Raw genomic sequence first — 20,753 nt, 5'->3', positions numbered from 1 at the left:
CAAACCAGAAGGGCCTCTGACCCAACCAGCTTACAGGATAGTGTTGCGGACTGCTGCCGGGATCCCTGAAACTGGCCGATAGAGTCGAAAGCCGCTGCGGCCATTTTCCTTGACCTGGTAGAGGGCCAAGTCGGCATGGTGCAAAAGGGTGGACACTTCTACGCCGTCTTGGGGGTAGAGGGCGACGCCGATGCTGCAGGTCACGGAAAGGGAATGGCCCTCGCAGGAGAAGGGAGTTTGAAAGGCATCGACAATCCGCTGAGCCAGACGCGCTGCCACTGTGGGGCTGCCAATTCGGGGCAGCAGCAGGGTGAACTCATCCCCTCCCCAGCGGGCGACGATATCTCCAGGGCGAACGCACTTGGTTAGCCGTTCGGCTACCCCCTGCAACAGGGCATCGCCGACACTGTGGCCGAAGGTATCGTTGATGTCTTTGAAGTGATCCAAATCCACAAAGAAGAGGGCCAGAGATTCACTGTAGTATTGCTGCAGGGTCTGCTGCAGCCGCTCCCGAAAGGATTCGCGGTTCACCAAACCTGTCAGGGCATCATGATGAGCGCGAAACTCCATGTAGGCTAAGCTCTGCTTTTGGGCGGTGATGTCTTCGCAGATGCCTTCATAGCCGAGGGTATTTCCGGCTTTATCTTTAACCAAACGGGCCTTTTCTCGGACCCAGATGATCAAGCCATCCCGCCGCCGCAGCCGATACTCAAAACCGCGCACGGATCCCTGCTCCTGCAATAGCCGCACAAATTCCTCCCACTGGCTGGGATCCACATAGAGCTGCCGCTTGCCCGCCTCTTTCGCTTCGCGCATCAATTCTTCGGGGGAGCTGTAGCCGCAGATTTGGGCCAGCATCGGGTTGGCGGAGAGATACCGACCTGCCGCATCGGTGAAAAAAATGCCCTCTACCGCATTCTCGAAAAAATTGCGATAGCGCTCCTCAGCCTGGCGCAGCTCCTCTTCCACTTGCCGGCGCTCCGAGATCTCGAGGGCCAGAGACACCAAATCCGCCAGGGATCCGGCGAAGTTTTGCTCTTCTAAGGTCCAGTGGCGAGGGGAGCCAATGTGCTCGTGGCAGAGAACACCCACCATCCGTCCTTCCAGTCGAATGGGGGCATCCAGCATCGAGACCACTCCCATTGCTGTCAGGTAGGAATTGCCGAACTCGGCGGTGCGGGGATCCGCCACCACTTGGTCGGCGGCAATGGTGCGCTCTTGCTCTAGGGCTTGAAAATAACGGGGATAGTCTTTGGCCCAGATCTCCGCCCCTTGAGTATGGGATCCCTTGGGGTTGTCCGGGGTAATTTCAAACTGATTGATGCAGCGAATACTGCAGCGCTCCGGCGTGTAGAGCCAGACCCCCACCCGTGCCACCTGCAGGGTATGGGCGGCTGTGGTACAAATCTGCCGCAGAGCAGCCTGTAGGTCTCCTTGGCTGAGGGCCTTGTGCCGGGTGAGCTCCCTCAGAGCCCGGTTGTGCTTCAACAGTTGCTGTTGGCTGCGCTGTAGCTGCCACTCCACCTGTTTGCGTGCTGTAATGTCCTGACAGGAGCCGACAATTCGGCTGATCGGCTTGTTCTCCTCGGCAACCGGAGAAAGGGTGACGATCAGAATGTGGCTCGGCGCTGGGTCGGGAGCGGCAGAGGCAGTTAAGCTCAGCTCGAAGCTCACTTGCCGGCGATGGGTGAGGCAGCGCTCGGTGTGCAGTTGAATCTGCGCTGCTATAGAAGGGGGCAGACACCTCTGGAGCTCTTCTCCCTCGATAGGTCGAGAGGAGAGAAAAAACATCCTGCGAAAGGCCGGGTTACCCACCAAAAACCGATAGCGCGGCTGGGGCGAGCCTTGTTCTGGCTCCGGGGGCAGGTACTCGAGGACAAACAACCCATCGCTGACACTCTCGAACATGGTGCGCAGCACAGCCCGCCCCCGAGTTTGCACCGGGCGCCCACGGTACATGACTTGGGGATTCCACAGATCAGCCCGCACCAGCGCATCATAAACGCTGCCAGCCTGATCTGGCCCAGCAGTCCCCCTTTCAACCATAGGCTAGAAGTACCCAGTAGATTCGGACAACGGGAAGGAGGAGTCGAAAGAGACGGCTCTGCAGTACGCCCTACCTTTTATAAACATTCATCTTATAAGCATTCACCCTACAGATATCTGCTCATTAATTACAGATTGCTGAAGAAGCGTTTGTATCACTCAGTACAAAAGATCCCAGCGCTGGCACGAGCTTTCAGGTGTTCCGGCGGGGATATTCTTTGAAGCAACTCTTGCAGGTTAATCAAGAACTCTGTCCTGCCGGCGTGAGGAGACCTGCGCTGCCGTTTTCAAGGTTAAACCGCTTCTGGCTCCCGAACTTGTTCTACCCGTACATCGACACGCTTGGGAAGGAACCAGGCTCCTATTAGTTAGAACTGCTCTCATTAGAAAGAACCTCAGCTAGCCCTGGAAAAGGGATCCCTGCCAGACCCAGGATGGCTAATTCCGCGGGCGTGGGATCCCCGATGCATCCAAGGCAAGAGAGGAAGACTGATGGATACAACTCCACCACTCAACCGAGTAACAGCATAGCTCTATTGAGATTAGCTTTCAATAGCGTGCCGGCAAAGTAGGGATCCTCTTTGATAAAGACTTGCATTAAGCTTGAGGAGTCTGGTAGAGTGCTTACCCAAGTAGCAATTGCTAAAGATTTGCAGTTAAGTCTTCTCAGGAGAACAAGCTGCGGAGTGGCAAGCATGGCATGGCAACAGGTTCAGGCGGGGGTGTGGTGTAGGCAGTTGGGGCAATTGGCGCCTCAGTGGTGGTTGGGCTGGAGTCTGGAGCAGGGCTTTCGGCTCTACCGCAAAGAAGTTTCCTCTGCTCTGCCTTCTCTCTCTGCTTTGAGGATTCGCTACCAAGAGCGAGATGGCTGGCTGGACGTGTTTCTGGGAGAAGCGGAGCAATGTAACCGACGACGGCGCAGCCTTTTGGATCCGGCAGCGCGGGTAGCCTTGCACTACATGCCGGAAGATTTAGCTCAGATTCAGTCCCTAAAGTGTCCTCACGAGCGCATTCCTCCGCAGCTTTGGCAGCGGCTAACCCAGCAGCCGGGTTGAGGACTGTTGAAGGTTAGAGGGCTATTTATTGTTTTTATTGTTTCGGATGGATCCAGTCCGCTGCGGCAACCGATCCTGCCTCTTCTCGCCTTTCCAGTTCTTCTGGAGAGCGGTAGCCTGTTTTTTTCTTCCTCTAGGCAGGCTTAAGCTGGAGAACGAAGAGTAGCGGCTGCAGCCATGACTGTTTCTAAGCACCAACCCAAGCAGCGCTCCCAGCAGCAGGTCGAGGGGCTGACTTCTCGCCGCCTTTTGAAGGGATCCATCATCGGCGCCGGCCAGGTAGGCATGGCCTGTGCCTACTCGATGGTAATCCAGAACACTCTGGATGAGCTGGTCCTTCACGACATCGACCGCAACAAGCTGGAAGGGGAAGTGATGGATCTGGTGCACGGGATCCCCTTTGTGGAGCCGACGCGGATACGGGCAGGGGAACTGGCTGATTGCGCCGGGTCAGATGTAGTGATTTTAACGGCAGGGGCTAAGCAGCGGCCTGGAGAAACCCGTTTGGATTTGGTGCAGCGCAACGTCGAGATCTTCAAAGGCTTGATCCCGGCCTTGATGGCGCATTGCCCTGACACACTCCTTTTGGTGGTGAGCAATCCCGTTGACATCATGACTTACGTTTCCCTGAAGTTGTCGGGGTTGCCGGCAGGGCAGGTAATTGGGTCGGGGACGGTTTTGGACACAGCCCGCTTTCGCTATCTTTTGGCGGAGCGCCTGGGGGTGGATCCGCGTAGCCTGCACGCCTACATCATCGGCGAACATGGAGATAGCGAGGTGGCCGTTTGGAGCAAGGTGAACATCGCCGGCACCCCGATTGGGGAACTCTCGCCGGACTGGGATCCCGCCTATTTGGGGGATATCTTCGAGCAGGTGCGCAACGCTGCCTACGAGATCATCCGTCGCAAAGGGGCCACCAGCTACGCCATCGGGTTAGGGGTGACGCAAATTGTCCAAGCCCTGCTGCGGGATCAACACCGCGTTTTAACCGTGAGCAGCCTCACCCAAGGGGAGTACGATCTGCCAGAGGTCTGTCTCAGCTTGCCCAGAGTGGTCGGGCGGCAGGGGGTGGAACGCACGCTGGCCATGTCCCTCACCGAGAGCGAGCGCAAGCAGCTGCACCGCTCGGCCCAGATCTTGCGGCAAGTCATCGACAGCATCCGGTGGTAGCCTAGATCTCCTGGACTTTTGTCGCTCCCCTCCAAGCTGGGGGATCCCTTGGTCAGTGGGCGAGGGCCGCAGCTGGCGGCAGGAGGTGGTCTATGGAAGCAGAGGTGCAACAGGGGCAGCAATCGCCTGAGGGCCAACTGGAGAAGCGCCCCCCTTCTCCGCCTTGGGCCGGGATCCCCTTACAGAGGGGCCTCGGTCACCGGGTACGGCAGCACGTCAATCCCCTGCAGGCGCAGTATCAGCAGCCCGCCCCCCCACCCCATTGGGAACGGGTATACCGGCGGCTGGGGCAGCCCTTTCATCTGGATATCGGCACAGGGAGCGGACGATTTCTGCTGCGCATTGCTCAGGAGCAGCCCGACTGGAACTTCCTAGGGGTAGAGATTCGGCAGGCGCTGGTGGAGCGGGCCAATGCCTGGCGGGATGAGCTGGGGCTGGATAACGTCCATTTTCTGTTTGCCAACATCAATGTCTCTTTGCGGCATCTGTTTGCGCCGGGGGATCTCAGCCGGGTGACCATCCTATTTCCGGATCCCTGGTTCAAAAAGCGCCATCACAAACGGCGGATCGTCCAGCCCCAACTGGTGGCGGATCTGGCTCTGCTGCTGCGACCGGGCAGCCCCGTCTTCCTGCAATCGGATATCCAAGAGGTGGCCGAAGAAATGGCAGCTCGATTTTTAGAGCATCCGCAGTTTTGGGATCCCCATCAGGGGCCTTTGGACTCCAATCCCCTCGGCATTCCCACCGAGCGGGAGTGGCAGTGTCTGCAATTGGATCTGCCCATCTATCGCTATTGGCTGGAGCGCCGGTGACAACGGGGCAAAGCAGTAATAACAACTCCATTCCGCCAAGACAAACAGAAGATAGGATATAACCCGCTTGAGTTGGATCCGTTGCCGCAATGTCTCACCCTGAAGCCACGGCCTTTGCCGACCCCTCTTCTGCTCGGCTTTCTGTTCGCCGTGGGATCCTCAACCTGCTGAGCCTATTGGCCATTGTGATTGTCGGGCTTTCTCTTTCCAGCAGTTGGTTTCAGCCGCCGCCCCAAACGCAGTTGGATTTGTTGCAAACCGATCTCGCCCTGCAGGCTTCCCGCACCCTCGATGATCCCCGCTATCAGGATCTGGCACGGGCGCTTTTGGGCCAGGATGTGTTCAAGGTGGCCCAAAATCGCTATCAGCAGACTGCCGATAACTACGCCGAACGCCTGAAACGCTTGAAGCGGCTGACCCGGTCAACTCCTGCTGGCGAATCTGAGGCGACCAGCCCAGAACCTGCCCAATCTCCAGAGGTGGATCCTGCCCTTCTGGCCTCAATGCAAGATTTGCAGACGGAGCTGGATGCGCTTTGGCTGCGCCTGGGCTTGCTCTATGCCTACCAAGAAGATCTGGAAGCTGCTCGGCAGCAATGGCAGCAGATCATCGACCTGGAACGTCCCAAAGTGCTCCGCGCCGCTGGCGCGATGGAGGTGGAATCGAGTCAAAAGAGAGCAGCCCAGGTTCTACAGGGACTGTGGGGAACACCGCGGCGCATCTTGCCAGAGGCGGAGGTGCAGATTCGCAATCATCTGGATGGTTGGTTTGAGGCGGTGGCTCTGCAACAGCTTTACCGACTGCAGCAGCGCAGCGATAGCCTAAATGCCCTCAACCAACAGCAGGAAAAATTGGCCTTGGCGGCTCTATTTCGACTGGCGGTGGTGGGCGGGATCCCCGTGCTGGGGGCACTGCTGGGGTTGATGCTCTTGTTGGGCTGGCTGGGCTGGAGCCTTTGGCGCAAACGTCCGCTTCTGGGCTCTGCTTGGGAAGTGCCTTGGCCGGGGATCGGGGCGCAAGCGGTGCTGACCGGCTGGTTTTTGGGGTTTATTGCCCTCAACGCTTTGGTGCCTCGACTTTACATCATCATTCTCCGCCTGGGGGCAGAGCAGCTCAGCCCTTGGCACCAGGCGGTGGCCCTGTTTCTCACCTACAACTCCGGCGCTGTGCTGGGGGCGGGGTTGTTGTACCGTCTCTTGCACACCTACCCCGGCTGGCAGAGGGTGCTGCAGGTGCGGTTGTGGGACCCTTGGCTGCTGTGGGGCCTGTGTGGCTACTGGGTGGCCTTGCCTTTGGTGGTGCTGGCAGCGGCGCTGTCGCAGTTGCTGCTGCCGCAGGCAGGGGGTGGGAACCCTATTCTGCCTCTGCTGCTGGACAGCCATGGCTGGGGGGCGCGGTTGGTGTTTTTGGCCGTGGTGTCTGTCTGTGCCCCTGTTTTTGAGGAGGTGCTGTTCCGGGGCTTTTGGCTGCCCACCCTAAGCCGCCACCTGCCTATGGGGGCCGCCATTGTGCTCAGCGCCTTTACCTTTGCCCTTGCCCACCTCAACCTCTCTGATCTGCTGCCTCTGACCATGCTGGGGGTGGTGCTGGGGGTGGTGTACAGCCACAGCCGCAACCTGCTGGCTCCCATCCTGCTGCACAGCCTCTGGAATACGGGATCCCTGGTCACGCTGCTGGTGCTAGGGGGTGCGCGTTAAGGGGGGCTCTGCCTACTTTTTCCTGCCGAAGAGGCGGCTCCAGAACCCGCCGTTGTCCTCCTTACGGGGAGGTGGCACCACTTTCTGAGCCTGTGACGTTTGACGGCTGGCCACTCGCGTTGGCGGGACGGAGTCCTTGGGGACGGGAACGGGCTGTTGAGTGGTGACTTGCTGCATCCAACGGCGCACTTCTGCCATCAACTCGGCGTTGGCGGGTTCTAGGCGGCTGACCTGCAAAAAGTCTGCTTTGGCCATGCCGGTATTCCCCTGCTTCAGGTGGGCAATGCCCCGGTGCAGGTAGTAGCGGGCCACGTTGGGCTCAGCGCTGATGGCAAAGTTCAGATACTGCACCGCATCCCGGTATTGCTTGCGCTCGATCATGTCCAAGGCTTGGATAAAGCGGGTTTCCGCAGGGCTGAACTTGGGGGCAGGCGGTGGGGTGGGAACGGGCTGAACAGGGGGACGGCTGGGCGGAGCAACGACGGGGGAGGCTGGGATCCCACCCACAGTGGTACGGCTGGGGGAAGGGGTTGGGATCCCGGTCGCGGTAGTGGTTCTAGAGGCAGGGGCTAGGCTCCCCTGGTAGCCGGCTTTGAGCAACAAATAGGCCAGGTTCAGCTCGCTCAACTGCTCGGTTTTCTCCAGCAGGGTTTCCATGGAGCTGTATTGCTCTTTGGCCAGCTTCTCCACCCGTCTGACATACTCTTCCTGCCAATGGGGGTGCTCGGCCAAGCCCTTGACGGCTTCCCCAGAGGGCCAAAGATCCGGGGGGGGCGTCTCCAAAAGGCGTTTGATCCGCATTTTGAGCACCGTTTCATATTCCCCTCGCTCCCGCTCTTTGGTCAGCACTTCGTTGGCCGGGTTGACCAGCTTGGCAAAGAGGATGTTGGCGCGCTCTGCACCTTCGGGATCCCCCACAAACCGATCCGGGTGGAGGGCCTTGGCCGCCTGCAGGTAGCCGCGCCGGATCCCCTTGGAGTCGGCGGTAAGGGGCACGCCTAAGATGGCGAAATGGTCAGTCTCGTAGCGGGCTAGTCCTCGGTTGAGGCGGGGGACATTAGAGTTGGATCCCATAGTTGCCACTTCTCTAAAATCTGCTGCAAGGTTCCGTTTTCGATCAGGCTGGAAATCGCCCCATCCACAGCTTCCTTCAGGGAAGGATGCTGAGAGGATACTACTCCCACCAGAGGCATGGGGAACAGGGGCGGCCCCACCAGGCGCAGCCGGGATCCAGCTTGGCGCAGGTTTAGGGCGGCAACAGGCTGATCGACCAGCACAGCATCCAACTGGCCAGCCTGTAGCTGAGCAAACAAGCGCTCAGGGTTACTGGTGGCAAAGAGACGAATGGCGTTGCCTCTCCTCTCGTTGTACGCCTCCAGCAGGGCTGCCCCTGTACTATTGACTACGATGCCCACTTTGCGGCCAAATAGTTGCGACAGTGCTTCAATGGCCGGTTCCTCTGGCCCAGAGGTGGGGAAGGGATCCCGTACCACCAAGCGCTGCGGGCTGAGATAGTAGGGCCGGGTGGCCAGAAACTGCTCCGGATCCAAGCCCAAAGCTTCCCGCGCCCCCCAGATCAAGTCCACCTCATCCGCTTGCAAAGCTGCCAACTGTTCGCTCCAGGCCACATAGATGGGATCCACCTGCACCTGAAGGATTTGGGCCAACGCCTCCAGGATATCCCACTCGAAGCCGGCGTAGGTTTGTCGCTCCAAGTCGGTGTAGAGATAAGCCGGCCCCAAACTGGGATCCAAGCCAACTCGAATGCGCCCCCGAGCTTGGATCTCAGTCCAACGGGAATCAGGGGGCTGTGCCTGCTCGGTGGGGGCGACTTTCCCTTGTGCCGGCTGAGGGTAACCGGGGCCAGCAGTGGCAACCCCAAGGGCCATCGCTCCCAAGAGGAGAGCCAGGCCGAACTGTGCCGCCCGGCAGCGATGTCGCTGTTTTCCGGGGAGTCCGCTAACCCATCTCCTATCTACCCTGCCCAACATAGGGTTCTTGGAATCTTCTTGATTATTCCTCGATTATTCCTCGATTATTCCTCGATTATTCGTCAGCTACTTCTGTCTTCAATTCAACTCAACTGGGGAGCTTTCCCGGTTCTGATAGGCTGGGCGTGGATCCCGCCGCATGGGAAAGGAGACCGGCAAAGGCTGTACTTGGGCCAATTCTTCTTGCAGAGCAGCGTGTAACCAGCCATTGCTGGCCAACAGTCGGCCACTGTAAACGTCCACCGGGCTGCCATCATAAGCGGTCACCTTGCCGCCTGCCTCCCGCACCAGAACGATCCCTGCGGCAATGTCCCAAGGGGAGAGGCCCCGCTCCCAGTAGCCATCCAACTGACCGGTGGCCACATAGGCCAAATCCAGAGCTGCAGATCCGCCGCGCCGTACTCCTTGGGTGAGATGGGTAAAGTGGCAAAACTCGGCGTAGTTGTTGTCGGGGGTTTCGCGACGATCATAGGCAAAGCCGGTCACCAGCAAGCTCCGAGACAATTCAGCCGTTGTGGAGACTCGAATGGGTTGGCGGTTGCGGGTAGCCCCCATCCCTTGGACGGCGCGAAACAGATCCCCGCGAAAAACGTCACAAACAACCCCCAAAACCGGCTCCCGCCCCTGCAGCAAACCAATGGAGACGGCAGCGAAAGGGTAACCGTGGGCAAAGTTGGTGGTGCCATCTAGGGGATCGATCATCCAAGCGTAGGCGCCCTCCGGAGATCCCTGCTGGCCAGATTCTTCCGTCAAGATTACGTCTTCGGGGAAGTGCCGCCTCAAGATTTTTAAGATGAGATCCTCAGAAGCGCGATCCGCCGCCGTCACCAAGTCGCCCGGACGTTTCTCCTCAATGGCAAGGGTGCCCCCCACATAACTGCGCAGCAAAGCTCCTGCCTCCAGGGCAGCTTCTGTGGCCACATCCAACCGACGCAGCAGGGCCTCCGTCACACCCTCACCTCAAGGTTAAAAACCTGCTACTCAGAATAGCCCGCCTGAGGCTGTGGCTCCCAAGGGATCCCTGAAAGCCAAAATAGGCCCGACCCAAACCCAATTTTTTGGGAAAGGGGGTATCTCCAAGACTGCCTATAGTGTATAGTACAGTACACGAAAGCTTGTGGTTTTCCGCCAGATTGCCAAGACCAGGGTTTCTTTGAAAACAGCAGGGTTTTGGGGAACCATAGAGTTCAGGGCGTCAGGTTTGGAAAGCCAAGCTGCTGTGAATGGCGTTGAGCGTTGAGGGGGGAAGGCCGTTGTCACATAGCTACGACGATTTCTTTACCTCCACCACGGCGGTTGGTGGGGGGGATCCTCTTGCTTCTAGCTACAGCTTTGATCTGCCAGCAGATCTGTTCGATCGAGTCCCTGAGCAGCCGGTATCCCATCCGGAGTTCACCCTGTCCATCTGCCATCCTGTCCGGCCCTGCAGCTACATCCTGCGGGAGAGTATCTATACGCTTGGACGGGATCCCTCCAACGCCATCCAGATCGTCAATCGGTTTGTCTCGCGTCACCACGCTTACCTGGTGCGGGTGCCCACCAAGTCCAACCGGACAGGGTTTACCTATTGCCTGATCGACGGCAACCGCAAGGGCCAGTCCAGTACCAATGGGGTGTTTGTCAACGGCACGCGGGTGGCCACTCACTACCTGAGGAGCGGAGATGTCATCTATTTCGGGCCGGAGATCCGCGCCTATTTCTTCGAGGTGGCCCGCATTCTCCCTGTGAACCCCTTTGACATCGGCCCTGGCCTTGGCGAAGAGCTTCAGCTTCCCCACGACACAGGAAGCCACCGCAACCGTTGACAGATCTGTTGACAGATCTAAAGCTGCATCGCTAAATTAATTAAACCGGTTAAGCAATGTGAATTGGGGCATCGCCAAGCGGTAAGGCAGCGGGTTTTGGTCCCGCCATTCGGTGGTTCGAATCCATCTGCCCCAGCTTAAAATCCAACCGAGAGCACAAAGGCGCAAGCCCTTGGGATCCCGTGCAGACCGGAGGGTGCGGCTCTGGGCATCAGCAGGGCGGTTAACTAGGGGATTGCAGAGTCGCTTATGCCAACGGAGGCCCTGGCTTGGCGAGGCTGGCCGCGGAGAGAATGGCAACAACCAGAAACCAAGGGTGAGGGATCCGGGGTGAGCTGTTCAGGTCGATCCTTGATGGTGGTGGGAACTTCTTCCCATGTGGGCAAAACCCTTTTGGTGACAGCCCTCTGTCGCATTCTCAAGAAAGCGGGAAAAAGGGTCGCCCCCTTCAAAGCTCAGAATATGTCCCTCAACGCCTATGTCACCCCAGACGGCAAGGAGATTGCCTACGCGCAGGCTCTGCAAGCTTGGGCTGCCGGGATCCCCCCTGCGGTGGAGATGAACCCAATCCTTCTGAAGCCCCAGGGCAACCTGACTTCCCAGATCGTCTTGAACGGAGTGGCGGTGGGCACCTACCGCGCCGGAGAGTATTACGAGCGCTGGTTTGCGCCGGCCTGGCAAGCGGTCAAAGAAGCCCTTGCTCGCCTACAACAGCAGTACGACTGGATCCTTTGCGAGGGGGCAGGCAGTCCGGCAGAGGTGAACCTCAAACATCGAGACTTGGCGAACATGCGGGTTGCCTTGCATTTGGGATCCCCCACTTGGCTGGTGGCAGACATCGACCGAGGTGGGGCGCTGGCCCATGTGGTGGGCACGCTCCAACTGCTGGAACCCGAAGAACGGGCCCTGATCCGGGGCATTGTCATCAACAAGTTTCGGGGCTCGCGGGAACTGTTGCAGCCCGGCCTGGATTGGCTGGAAAACTACACCGGGATCCCAGTTGTCGGGGTCTTGCCTTGGTTGGATTGGGTTCTGCCCCAAGAGGATTCGATGGGAATTGAGGCCAGCCCCCAGCTCTGGGAAGATCGGGCCGGTCGCCAAGCCCTGAGGGAGGGGCGACTGGAGATTGCTGTGGTGCGTCTGCCCCAGGTGGCCAATTTCTCGGATTTTGACCCCTTGTTGGCGGAGCCCACCGTCCATCTGCGCTGGGTTCACCCCGGCCAAAGTTTGGGATCCCCGGATGTGGTCATCCTGCCCGGCAGCAAGACCACCCTCAACGATCTGTTCGCGTTGCAAAAGACCGGCTTGGCCGAGCAACTGCGCCAATACTCCGGCCATATCGTCGGCATTTGCGGCGGACTGCAAATGTTGGGAGAAACCATCGCCGATCCCGAAGGCTGGGAGGGGATCGCCGGCACCTACCCAGGGCTGGGCTTTCTCCCTTTGACCACCGTTTTACAACCCACCAAGGTCACCCAGCAGGTGCAGACCCAAAGCCGATGGCCTGCCCTGGCCCCCATTCAGGGGTACGAAATTCATCAGGGATCCACCCAGGCGGATCCCTCTGGCTGCCTGCCGCTGTTCGAGCAAGAGAACCTGGGCTGGCGGGATCCCACGGGTCGGATTTGGGGCAGCTATCTGCATGGCCTGTTTGACAACCACCTGTGGCGGCGACAATGGCTGAACTGGCTGCGCCGACAAAAAGGCTGGGATCCCTTGCCGGATCTGGAGGGCCACTATGCTCAGCAGCGGGAGCAATTGCTGGAGCGCCTGGCCGATCTGTGGCAGCCTCACCTGGACTTGGGCCTGTTGATGGAATAGCCCATCGGCGATGGGGGAGAGAAGTGGGGTGGGAGGCTATGTTGCGCCAGGTTACGCCAGCGCGACCGGAAATCCAGGATCCACTCAACCGGTTGCCTCGGCTACCTCTGCCTGACCCGAAGAAGTCCCTGTAGCTTGTTCGCGAAAGCGTCACGCAGCGGTAAGGGCGCGATCCAACAATTCCATCGGGTGATAGATGGGGATCCCGGCTTTGCCCTGTAGGCGCAGATGTTTCTGGATTTGTAGGCGGCAGCCGATATTGGCAGAGACAATCCCCTGAGCACCGGTGTTAAGCAAGTTCTTTACCTTCTGGGATCCCAGCTCATCCGCCACCTGGGGTTGCAACAGGTTGTAGACGCCGGAGCTACCACAGCAGAGGGCCGCATCGACGGGATCCCGCAGCTCCAGCCCCGGGATTTGCCGCAACAGGTGTCGAGGTTCCTGGCTGAGCTGCTGCCCATGCAGCATGTGACAGGCATCCTGGTAGACCAGCACCAGGGGTTCCGGCTGCAGCGGGTGTAGGGGAGCCGTTAACCCCACCTGAGCGAGAAACTCCTGAATGTCCTTGACCTGGGCGGCAAATCGGGCTGCCTTCTCTTTGTAGTCGGGATCCCTGGCCAATAGGTGGCCATAGTCTTTCAGGGTATGTCCGCAGCCGGAAGCGGTGATCAGAATGGCATCTAACTCACAATTGGCAAAGGCATCGATCATCTGGCGGGCCAGGGTTTCCGCCTGCTGCAGTTGCCCTTGATGGTGGGGCAAGGCCGCACAACAGCCCTGGACAGGCGGGATCACCACCTCACAGCCGTTGTGGGTCAAGACGCGAATGCTGGCCTCATTCACCTGCGGGGCAAACAGGCGCTGCACGCAGCCCAAAATGAGTCCCACCCGAAAACGGCGTTCTCCCACCGCCGGGATCCGCTCAGGGTAACGCTTGGGCAGCAGTTGCTCCACCTCCAGGGGGGGCATCAGGGATTCCATGGCCGCCAAACGCGGGGAGACCTTTTCCAGACCCTTTCGGATCCAAGCGCCGATCCCCATTTTTTGGTACAGCCAGAGAGGCCACAGCAGCGGTTGCAGCCGCTCCGGGTAAGGAAACACCGAGAAGATGAACTGGCGGTAAAGCCGATCCCAAAGGCTACGTGGGTAGTTGCGTTCGATTTGCGGGCGGGTGGCGGCAATTAAGCGGTCATATTGCACCCCCGATGGACAGGCCGTAACACAGGCCAAACAGCCCAAACAACTGTCGAAGTGGGAAACCGTAGCCGCCGAGAGGGAGATTTGACCTTGGTTGAGAGCCTCCATCTGATAGATGCGCCCCCGCGGCGAGTCCGTCTCTTTGCCGATTACACGGTAGCTGGGGCAGGTGGTCAGGCAAAACCCGCAATGCACGCAGGCATCGATCAGCTTGGGATCCGGGGGATCCACGCCGTCAAAACTTGGCCCTTTGGATACGTTCATCGGCCTCTAGCTCTCAGCACAAAAGCCTGCTGTACAGACTCAATCTTGCCTTTTGGCTTGTTTTGGGGTTTTGGAGGTGCCCCCGTTTCCTGCATCTTAATCCGGGAACAAAGCGGCTGAGGCGTTCTATCCAGATCCAGACGCTCCTTTCGTCCGTACTACCCTGAAGAAGGGACTCCCCGGACGGATTCCCTCTCAATCGATCCCTCGTTAACCCTCTTCGAGTTGTCTGTGCTCTGCACAGCACGGAGTGCTATGAAAGTGCAACACCTCTTCACCTCAGCTCTTGTGGGCGCAGCCCTCTCCAGTTTGAGCCTGCCCACCGCCGCTCTGGCCCAAGCCAACCTGCGGGAACTCCCTCCAGACCTGGCAGAACAGCTAACCACAGAGCAAATTTTGCAAGCCTGCGCCAACAACCAAGCAGATACTTTGCCCAGCCCTTTCCCGGATGTGGTGCCAAGCGATTGGGCCTACAAGGCAGTGCTCACCCTCTACTACTGTGGAGCCTACCGAGGGGCCATTCCACCGGAGCAATTCCGGCGCTACTTGGAGCAACAACGGGGATCCCAAACTTAGGTGGGCCTGCACCTCAAGCCGGATACATCTCCTGGATGAGGTGGGCATAGCGCTCAGCCACCGGGTTGCGCTTGATCTTCAGGGTCTGGGTCATAAGGCCGTTTTCCACGCTCAGCGGCTCCGGCAAGAAGCGAAAGTCGCTGACCTGCTCGTCGGGCCGGTAGCCAGGGCGTTCTTGGATGCGGCGGCGCACCTCCTGCAAAATCAAGGTGCGGGTCTGGGGCTGGGCCAGCAGCTCGGCATCCTCAGCCGGGATCCCTTGCTCGGCAGCCCAGGCTTTGAGGGCATCGAGGTTGGGGTAGATGAGGGCAGCCAATTTCTTTTGGTCTTGCCCGACGATCACGATCTGACTGATGTAAGGAGACTGCAGACAAGCATCTTCCAGCGGCTGGGGCTCGATGTTCTCCCCATTGAGTAGGACAATGACATCCTTGGCTCTGCCGGTGATCACCAGTTGCCCGTCGGGGGTGAGCCAGCCCAGATCCCCGGTTTCAAACCAGCCGTCGGAGCTGAGCACCTTGGCAGTGGCTTCCGGGTTGTTGTAGTAGCCCATCATCACCTGCGGGCCACGGGCCAGGATTAGTCCTTTTTCTCCAGGGGGCAGCGGCTGTCGAGTTTCAGGATCCACAATGCGAAACTCCGTCCCCGGCAGAGGGGGGCCAGCCGTACCGCGCACATTGTTGTCTGGACGCCGCGCGCACAACACCGGCGAAGTTTCGGTGAGGCCGTAGCCATTCAAGATGGAAATGCCCACCACCTCGTAGAACAGATCCAAGTAGGCAGGCAGGGATCCACCGCCGCTGATGGCATGTTGAAAATTGGGGCCCAACGCCCGTCGTACCTTGCGGTAGATCAGCACATCGGCCAATCGGTGCAGGGGCCAGAGCAGCCAATGTTGCAGGCGAGCCTGCAGGCGCACCCAGGGGCTGACTCCGTAATGCAAAATCGACTGGTTGCGAGCTATCCGTCCAGAGAGCACATACCTCTCACTCACGGCCATCAGAGCGCGGATCAGCCGCTGCATCAGGGGGCTTTTCTCTTTGAATTGCCGTTGGATCCCTTCATAAACGGTTTCCCAAATCCGCGGCACTGCCACCAGAAAATGGGGGTGCTCCTGTTGGAAATCTTGTTTGATAAAGCGAGGGCTGGTATAGACCAGCATGCAGGCACGGCTGAGGAGAAAATACTCGCAAGCCCGCTCATAAGAGTGCCAAGTGGGCAGAATGGTCAACACCTTATTCCCCGGTTGTGGCTGTACGACCACGCCCAAGTTCTCCACCTGGTGCATCAGGTTGCCGTGGCTGAGCATCACCCCCTTGGGCCGACCGGAGGTGCCGGAGGTGTAGATGATGGTGGCCAGTTGGGATCGCTCCAGCTTTGGGGGTTGGTAGGTGTGTTCCCGACCCTTTTGCAGCCATTGGGAAAAGTTCAGCACCCCTGCTTCCTGCTCATCGGAAAGCAACAGCAGCCGTTCCAGGCCCAGCTCCTGCACATCCGGCCGGATCCGCCTCAGGGTCTTCAGATCCTGAGCAATCAGGGCCGTGCTACCGGAGTGGCGCAAGATGTAGCCCAGCTCACTGGGATCCGCCACAGCGCTGCGGGGCACATTCACAGCTCCCGTGAACATCGTGGCCAGATCGGCCATCAGCCAGCGGGGGGAGTTATCGGCAAAAATGGCCACCCGATCCCCCGGGCAAATGCCCAAAGCCTGCAGGCCAGCCGCCAGGGTTTGAATGCGGCGAAACAGCTCTCCATAAGACATCTCGAAAACTGGCTGCGCGTGGGGATCCCGTAGGGCAACCTGACCGGCAAACTCTTCCGCCAGCACTTGCCAAACGTTCAGCAGCGTCGTCTCAGGGGCAGTGGGAGTAGCAGAAGCGGCAGCAGTTGTCATAGATCTGTACCGTAAATTACGTTTACAGTCTATTAAACCCAGCCTCTCTCCCCAGGTGTCGCTAGGACAGTTCCCAGCCTGTCACCCCATTCACCATCTTCCCCTTGCGGGGAAAAGGTAGGGATCAACACTATAAAATCTTGCGCTGGCAGAACCAGGGTGGTGATTGCTCGCCCCGGCAGATTGCGCACAAAACTTTACAATTTTGATCAAACCGGATCCCATATCTCCCATGGGGATCCCGGCTGTAAGCTTCATGTAAACTACCCGACCCTGACTGCTTCGCAGTACGGGGCGGGCTTTCGGTAGCCCTGCAGTTGGCAAGCCAACCACGTTCGCGAAGCGAGCCGTAGGCTTGACCTCTAGGCTGGTTTACAGCAGCCCCCAAAAGCGCAATCCCATTCGCACCGTTAAAATCCGCATCCCCTTCCCAACCGCAGTGCCCGCATTTGAACTGCTTACCCTTGCGATAGGATTGAGCGGAGTCGGGATGAATATGCAGGCACTTGTGGCAGATCTGCGAGGTATAGGCCGCAGGGACAACTACCACTTTGACACCCGCCCTCACAGCCTTGTATTCGATAAACCGCCGCAGCTGGTAGAACGCCCAGCTATTGCTACGCCGCCGCTCCTCACGACTGCGGGGGTGTTGATTGGTGCGTTCTCGAATGCCGCTTAAGTCCTCAATTGCAATGCAGGCAGAAAGAGATTGAGCTGTTTTAACGATGCGCTTAGCGATACTGTGGTTCACCCAAGCTTGAAAGCGTCTCTCTTTGCCAGACAGCCGTTGCAGCAGTTGACGGCATCGCCGCCTGCAACTGCGGGTGCCCTTACTGGCCTTGCGCTGAAGAGACGCTCTTAACCGACAGTAGTGATCTCGGACTTTGTTCAGCTGCTGTCCATTCCAGTCCATTCCAGTTGTCTCCTTCGGAGGTATGTGCAATGTCTCGCCGTCCCAGGTCAACACCAATCACCTTGTCGGTGTTCTGTTGCTTGGGGGGCTCTGCCTCGACACAAATCTGGATGGAGTAGGAGCCGTCCTTCCGCTGGACTAGGGTGGCCGATTTGGGGTTAGAGCCAGCCAGCATTCCCCTCTGGTAGTTGCCAATGGCTAGCTCAAAGTGTTCTCTTCCATCAACCGTGGCAAGCGACACTGTCCAGTCTTTCTCGCGAAACGAGAAGATACGTGCATCGTAGGTAACGAACCTACGCTTGAACTCTTTAACTGGACGGTTGCGCTGTCTCGCCACTTTGCGAGCGCCTGCCACCCGTCTGCAGACCTGCTGGGCCAGATTACTGGACAAGCCAAACCGAGCGCGAATCTGGTAATAGCAAAGGGATTGGAGTTTGACTGCGTTGACTACTTTTTCTGGTGTGTTTTGGTTGACCCAGTTCAACGCCTGCACAAAGGCATCCATTGTCGCATCCAACTTTGCGGCCTGGGACTGGGACACCTTGAGTTTGCAAGCTACAGTCAGGGCTTGGGTCATGCGCCGATTGTACTTCATCAAGGAAGGCCGCATTCCTCTCGGCACTGACCCTGGATAGTGGTGAGTGGGTAGTGACTAGCCACTAGTCACTAGCCACTAATGTAGAGTGCGGGGCTCCTGCGGGCTCTAGCTGAAGTTCGAGAAGGCCGCGCAGGATCAGGACAAAGGCTCCTAGGGATTTTGTTTCACTTTTTCCATCTTCCCATTCGGCAACAATCTCTTCATCAAGTGGTGAAGTCTTGCCAAAAGTAAGCCAGGATCAGCGTAGGGCTCCACAGGCATCTTTTCCCTCACCCTTAACCTCTCTTCCAATGAAAGAAATGGGGTCACGCCATCCTCGCAATAGGCAGCCATTGTCTTCGGCCCTGCCGACAAGGAGAAAAAGCAGGCGGGGATCCATAAGCCCATAAAGCAAACAGCTGCGGTGTTATCCACAGCTTGAGCAGAGTCCAGATCTGAGCAGCTCATCGTTTCTGGAGGCTGTGTATCGGTGATCAACCCATTCTCATCCTTCCGGTGGAGACATTCTTCTCGCTCTCCAGCTGGGATCCCAGAGTCCCCCGACGCTGCGGATCCCTTTGCTTCCCAACGGGAGCAGATGGTCAAGAAACAGCTCATCAAACGAGGGATCCGAGATCCACGGGTACTGGAAGCCATGGGAAAAGTGCCGCGTCACCTTTTTGTCCCCTCTGATTTGCGGGATCGGGCCTACAGGGATTGCCCTCTGCCCATCGGCTATGGCCAGACCATTTCTCAGCCCTATATTGTTGCTTTTATGACAGAAGCTGCTCGCCTCACGCCTGAATCGGTGGTGTTGGAAATCGGCACCGGCTCCGGCTATCAGGCGGCTGTTTTGGCAGAGCTGGCCCGGCAAGTGTATAGCCTGGAGCGTCTGTCCCCATTGGCTGCTCAAGCTCAACAAACCCTCGCTGCCCTGGGCTATCGCAATGTGGAAGTGCGTCAGGGGGATGGCTACCAAGGTTGGCCAGAGCATGCTCCCTACGATGCCATTCTGGTGACGGCAGCGCCCCCAACTGTGCCCATGGTGCTGCTGGATCAACTGGCGGTGGGGGGCACCTTGGTGGTGCCGGTGGGAGAAAGCCCTTCGGGCTCCGGTGCCCAGGGATCCCAGTCTTTGCTGATCCTCTGCAAAACAGCGCAAGGATGGGTTCAAAAAGGGGCTTTTCCGGTGCAGTTTGTGCCCATGGTCTAGGGTTTTGCCCCCTCTATTTCTGCCAAAAGATGGGCGCGAATTTGCAAAGCCAATTGTGGACGGTCGGTGATCAACCCTTGAACAACAGGATTTTGTCCTGCTGAGGCGGCAGAGGGCTGCAAACACAACTTCATCACTTCAGGATCGTTCACCGTCCAGACGTACAGAGGGATCCCGGCCTGTTCAGCTTCAGCCAAGAACTGCAAGTCCACCCAACTGTAGTGGGGGGCCAGAAAATCCGCTCCCAACTCCCGGCAACGGGTAAATAAGGATCCCTTGGCTTGCAGCAACTCCCCAGACTTTTCCTCGATCAACAGACCAACCTTGGGGCCTTCGGGTTGCCAGGACAAAAGCGTTTTAACCCGCTGCACCGCCTGCGGCAAAAAGGAGGTGATCACCCATTCTTCCGGAGCCAGAATATCGCCAATGAGGGCAAGAACCTGCTCTTCATAGCCGCCTTCTTTCAGCTCAATGTCGAGAGCAATCTTGCCCTTAAGGTACAACAGAGCCTCTTCAAGGGTGGGAATGGTGGGCTTGCAGGCCCGAATCTCGGCCCAGGTTAGCGCAGACAAAGGCTGTCCATCCAAATCGGCATCGTGAACAACGAGCGGGATCCCGTCTCGGCTGCGGCGCACATCCAGCTCAATTTGGTCGGCCCCCACTTCAACAGCAGCAGCAAAAGCGGCCAGGGTATTTTCCTCGGCGTGGGTGTGATCCCCACGGTGGGCGACGATCTGGGTGCAGGGGATCATGCTCGGTACCTTTGAAGCGGGGTTGGGCGCTAGGCTGCGCAGCTCCATGATGACTGGCCCTCGGTGACGCAGGAAGGGATCCCGGCGACTGGGAGGAAACGATAAGCTAAGGGAGTGGATTGGGTCTCTGAAGTCATGGACGCCGCCGAAATTGCCGCCTTGAAAGAGCGCATCAAGCTGATCCGCGAACGCCGGCCAGCAGTAGCCAAGCTGCTGGAAAAGCCAGATCTGGGCAGCTTGCGCGTGGATGTCAACCAAGCGCTGGAGGAGATCGACGAGTTGCTCTACGAGTTCGAGCAGACTTTTGGCCCGGAAAGCTAGAGGGCTAGCTACCGACAAGCCGTTGCAACTGGGCCAGAACCTCAGCACTGTGGCGGCTGGGGTTCACGATTGGGTCGATTTCTCGCAAAATCCCCTCCGGGTCGATCAAGAACGTATTGCGCAGGGCAACATCGCCCATCCAGGAGCCGTAAGCTCGACTAACCGTACCATCGGGATCCGACAGCAAAGGAAACTGTAGCCCCTCTGCCGAGCAAAAGCGCTTGTGGGAGTCCACCGAGTCGGCGCTCACGCCCACAACCTGCGCCCCCATGGCCCGGAACTTGGGCAAATCTTGCTGAAAGCGGCGAGCCTCAATCGTACAGCCGGAAGTGAAGTCGCGGGGGTAAAAATACAACACCACCCACTCCCCACGAAAATCTGCCAGCTGCCGTATTTGCCCGGATTGATCCGGCAACGCGAACTCCGGCGCAGGAGAACCTATCGGCGGGAGAGGGGTAGTCCCCCACTGGGCCCAGGCAGGCTGAGCCATCCCAAAGCCCACAAGCAGGCCCACAACCAATCCCATGAGGTTTAACCAGCGCCAAACTCTGCCCACTTCCTTCACTGCCACTCTAGGTTGTGTTGATCTTTCATTTGAGCCAAAAGAGAGCACTGACGAGATAGAGAAAACTCAAGAAGTTCCTGGCCA

At 58.4% G+C, this 20,753-nt stretch carries 18 protein-coding genes, 1 tRNA gene and 1 pseudogene; 10 read left to right on the top strand and 10 right to left on the bottom strand.

Annotated elements, in window-relative coordinates; all coding sequences use genetic code 11:
• Positions 1-30: 30 nt before the first annotated feature.
• Positions 31-2,046 (bottom strand): diguanylate cyclase domain-containing protein, encoded by a 2,016-nt coding sequence (locus NW816_RS07515; RefSeq protein ID WP_414408755.1) that lies wholly within the window; start codon positions 2,044-2,046, stop codon positions 31-33.
• A 695-nt stretch (positions 2,047-2,741) separates the two neighbouring features.
• Between NW816_RS07515 and NW816_RS07510 the strand changes: the two genes are divergently transcribed.
• The 4 genes from NW816_RS07510 (at position 2,742) to NW816_RS07495 (ending at position 6,780) form a co-directional block, all read left to right on the top strand.
• Positions 2,742-3,101 carry a hypothetical protein gene (locus tag NW816_RS07510; protein WP_011433745.1) on the top strand — a complete coding sequence of 120 codons (360 nt, stop codon included), beginning with the start codon at positions 2,742-2,744 and terminating at the stop codon, positions 3,099-3,101.
• Positions 3,102-3,350: 249 nt separating this feature from the next.
• Complete coding sequence (locus NW816_RS07505) at positions 3,351-4,271, top strand: L-lactate dehydrogenase (protein WP_011433746.1); 921 nt, start codon at positions 3,351-3,353, stop codon at positions 4,269-4,271.
• A gap of 92 nt (positions 4,272-4,363) precedes the next feature.
• Positions 4,364-5,083: a tRNA (guanosine(46)-N7)-methyltransferase TrmB gene (trmB, locus tag NW816_RS07500; protein ID WP_011433747.1), complete on the top strand. Its 720-nt coding sequence runs from the start codon at positions 4,364-4,366 to the stop codon at positions 5,081-5,083.
• An 89-nt stretch (positions 5,084-5,172) separates the two neighbouring features.
• Positions 5,173-6,780: a type II CAAX prenyl endopeptidase Rce1 family protein gene (locus NW816_RS07495; protein WP_414408754.1), complete on the top strand. Its 1,608-nt coding sequence runs from the start codon at positions 5,173-5,175 to the stop codon at positions 6,778-6,780.
• Between the two features lie 12 nt (positions 6,781-6,792).
• On the opposite strand, the gene NW816_RS07490 is transcribed toward NW816_RS07495, so the two are convergent.
• The 3 genes from NW816_RS07490 to NW816_RS07480 all read right to left on the bottom strand — a co-directional run bounded on the left by NW816_RS07490 (position 6,793) and on the right by NW816_RS07480 (position 9,722).
• Positions 6,793-7,854 carry a J domain-containing protein gene (locus NW816_RS07490; protein ID WP_414408753.1) on the bottom strand — a complete coding sequence of 354 codons (1,062 nt, stop codon included), beginning with the start codon at positions 7,852-7,854 and terminating at the stop codon, positions 6,793-6,795.
• Positions 7,812-8,669 (bottom strand): ABC transporter substrate-binding protein, encoded by an 858-nt coding sequence (locus NW816_RS07485; RefSeq protein WP_414408752.1) that lies wholly within the window; start codon positions 8,667-8,669, stop codon positions 7,812-7,814. Before NW816_RS07485 ends, NW816_RS07490 begins: the two co-directional genes overlap by 43 nt.
• A gap of 180 nt (positions 8,670-8,849) precedes the next feature.
• Positions 8,850-9,722 (bottom strand): inositol monophosphatase family protein, encoded by an 873-nt coding sequence (locus NW816_RS07480; RefSeq protein WP_414384140.1) that lies wholly within the window; start codon positions 9,720-9,722, stop codon positions 8,850-8,852.
• 272 nt (positions 9,723-9,994) lie between these two features.
• On the opposite strand from NW816_RS07480, the gene NW816_RS07475 reads away from it, so the two are divergent.
• The 3 genes from NW816_RS07475 (at position 9,995) to NW816_RS07465 (ending at position 12,397) form a co-directional block, all read left to right on the top strand.
• On the top strand, positions 9,995-10,576 hold the full coding sequence (locus tag NW816_RS07475; protein WP_414408751.1) for an FHA domain-containing protein: 582 nt from the start codon (positions 9,995-9,997) through the stop codon (positions 10,574-10,576).
• 64 nt (positions 10,577-10,640) lie between these two features.
• A tRNA-Gln gene (locus NW816_RS07470) sits at positions 10,641-10,712 on the top strand.
• Between the two features lie 218 nt (positions 10,713-10,930).
• The gene (locus NW816_RS07465; RefSeq protein WP_414408790.1) at positions 10,931-12,397 is read left to right on the top strand and encodes a cobyric acid synthase; all 1,467 of its coding nucleotides are present in this window, start codon (positions 10,931-10,933) and stop codon (positions 12,395-12,397) included.
• A 150-nt stretch (positions 12,398-12,547) separates the two neighbouring features.
• Here NW816_RS07465 and NW816_RS07460 read toward each other — a convergent pair whose 3' ends face one another.
• On the bottom strand, positions 12,548-13,858 hold the full coding sequence (locus NW816_RS07460; RefSeq protein ID WP_414408750.1) for a (Fe-S)-binding protein: 1,311 nt from the start codon (positions 13,856-13,858) through the stop codon (positions 12,548-12,550).
• A 255-nt stretch (positions 13,859-14,113) separates the two neighbouring features.
• Here NW816_RS07460 and NW816_RS07455 point away from each other — a divergent pair, with 255 nt between their 5' ends.
• Positions 14,114-14,434 (top strand): hypothetical protein, encoded by a 321-nt coding sequence (locus tag NW816_RS07455; protein WP_414331146.1) that lies wholly within the window; start codon positions 14,114-14,116, stop codon positions 14,432-14,434.
• A gap of 13 nt (positions 14,435-14,447) precedes the next feature.
• On the opposite strand, the gene NW816_RS07450 is transcribed toward NW816_RS07455, so the two are convergent.
• The 3 genes and pseudogenes from NW816_RS07450 to NW816_RS07440 form a co-directional block, all read right to left on the bottom strand.
• On the bottom strand, positions 14,448-16,328 hold the full coding sequence (locus NW816_RS07450) for an AMP-dependent synthetase/ligase (RefSeq protein ID WP_414408749.1): 1,881 nt from the start codon (positions 16,326-16,328) through the stop codon (positions 14,448-14,450).
• A gap of 283 nt (positions 16,329-16,611) precedes the next feature.
• Positions 16,612-17,818 (bottom strand): annotated as a pseudogene (locus NW816_RS07445) (RNA-guided endonuclease InsQ/TnpB family protein); the annotation flags it as partial.
• Positions 17,819-17,989: 171 nt separating this feature from the next.
• Entirely contained in the window at positions 17,990-18,316 is a 327-nt protein-coding gene (locus NW816_RS07440; RefSeq protein ID WP_414408748.1) for a hypothetical protein, read from the bottom strand.
• Here NW816_RS07440 and NW816_RS07435 point away from each other — a divergent pair.
• Positions 18,309-19,031, top strand: coding sequence for a protein-L-isoaspartate(D-aspartate) O-methyltransferase (locus NW816_RS07435; RefSeq protein ID WP_414408747.1), 723 nt, complete (start codon positions 18,309-18,311; stop codon positions 19,029-19,031). The genes NW816_RS07440 and NW816_RS07435 overlap by 8 nt on opposite strands.
• Here NW816_RS07435 and NW816_RS07430 read toward each other — a convergent pair.
• A complete protein-coding gene (locus NW816_RS07430) occupies positions 19,028-19,783 on the bottom strand; it encodes a glycerophosphodiester phosphodiesterase (RefSeq protein WP_414408746.1) in 756 nt (251 codons plus the stop codon). The genes NW816_RS07435 and NW816_RS07430 overlap by 4 nt on opposite strands.
• A gap of 135 nt (positions 19,784-19,918) precedes the next feature.
• Here NW816_RS07430 and NW816_RS07425 point away from each other — a divergent pair, with 135 nt between their 5' ends.
• A complete protein-coding gene (locus tag NW816_RS07425; protein WP_414344512.1) occupies positions 19,919-20,104 on the top strand; it encodes a hypothetical protein in 186 nt (61 codons plus the stop codon).
• A 4-nt stretch (positions 20,105-20,108) separates the two neighbouring features.
• Here NW816_RS07425 and NW816_RS07420 read toward each other — a convergent pair whose 3' ends face one another.
• Entirely contained in the window at positions 20,109-20,630 is a 522-nt protein-coding gene (locus tag NW816_RS07420; protein ID WP_414408745.1) for a peroxiredoxin, read from the bottom strand.
• Positions 20,631-20,753: the final 123 nt, after the last annotated feature.

This window comes from Synechococcus sp. W55.1, assembly GCF_047461655.1.
In the GTDB taxonomy this organism is placed as follows: Bacteria; Cyanobacteriota; Cyanobacteriia; order Thermostichales; family Thermostichaceae; genus Thermostichus.
The sequence above is the reverse complement of the archived record's forward strand: the minus strand, read 5'-3'. Positions and strand labels throughout refer to the sequence as shown.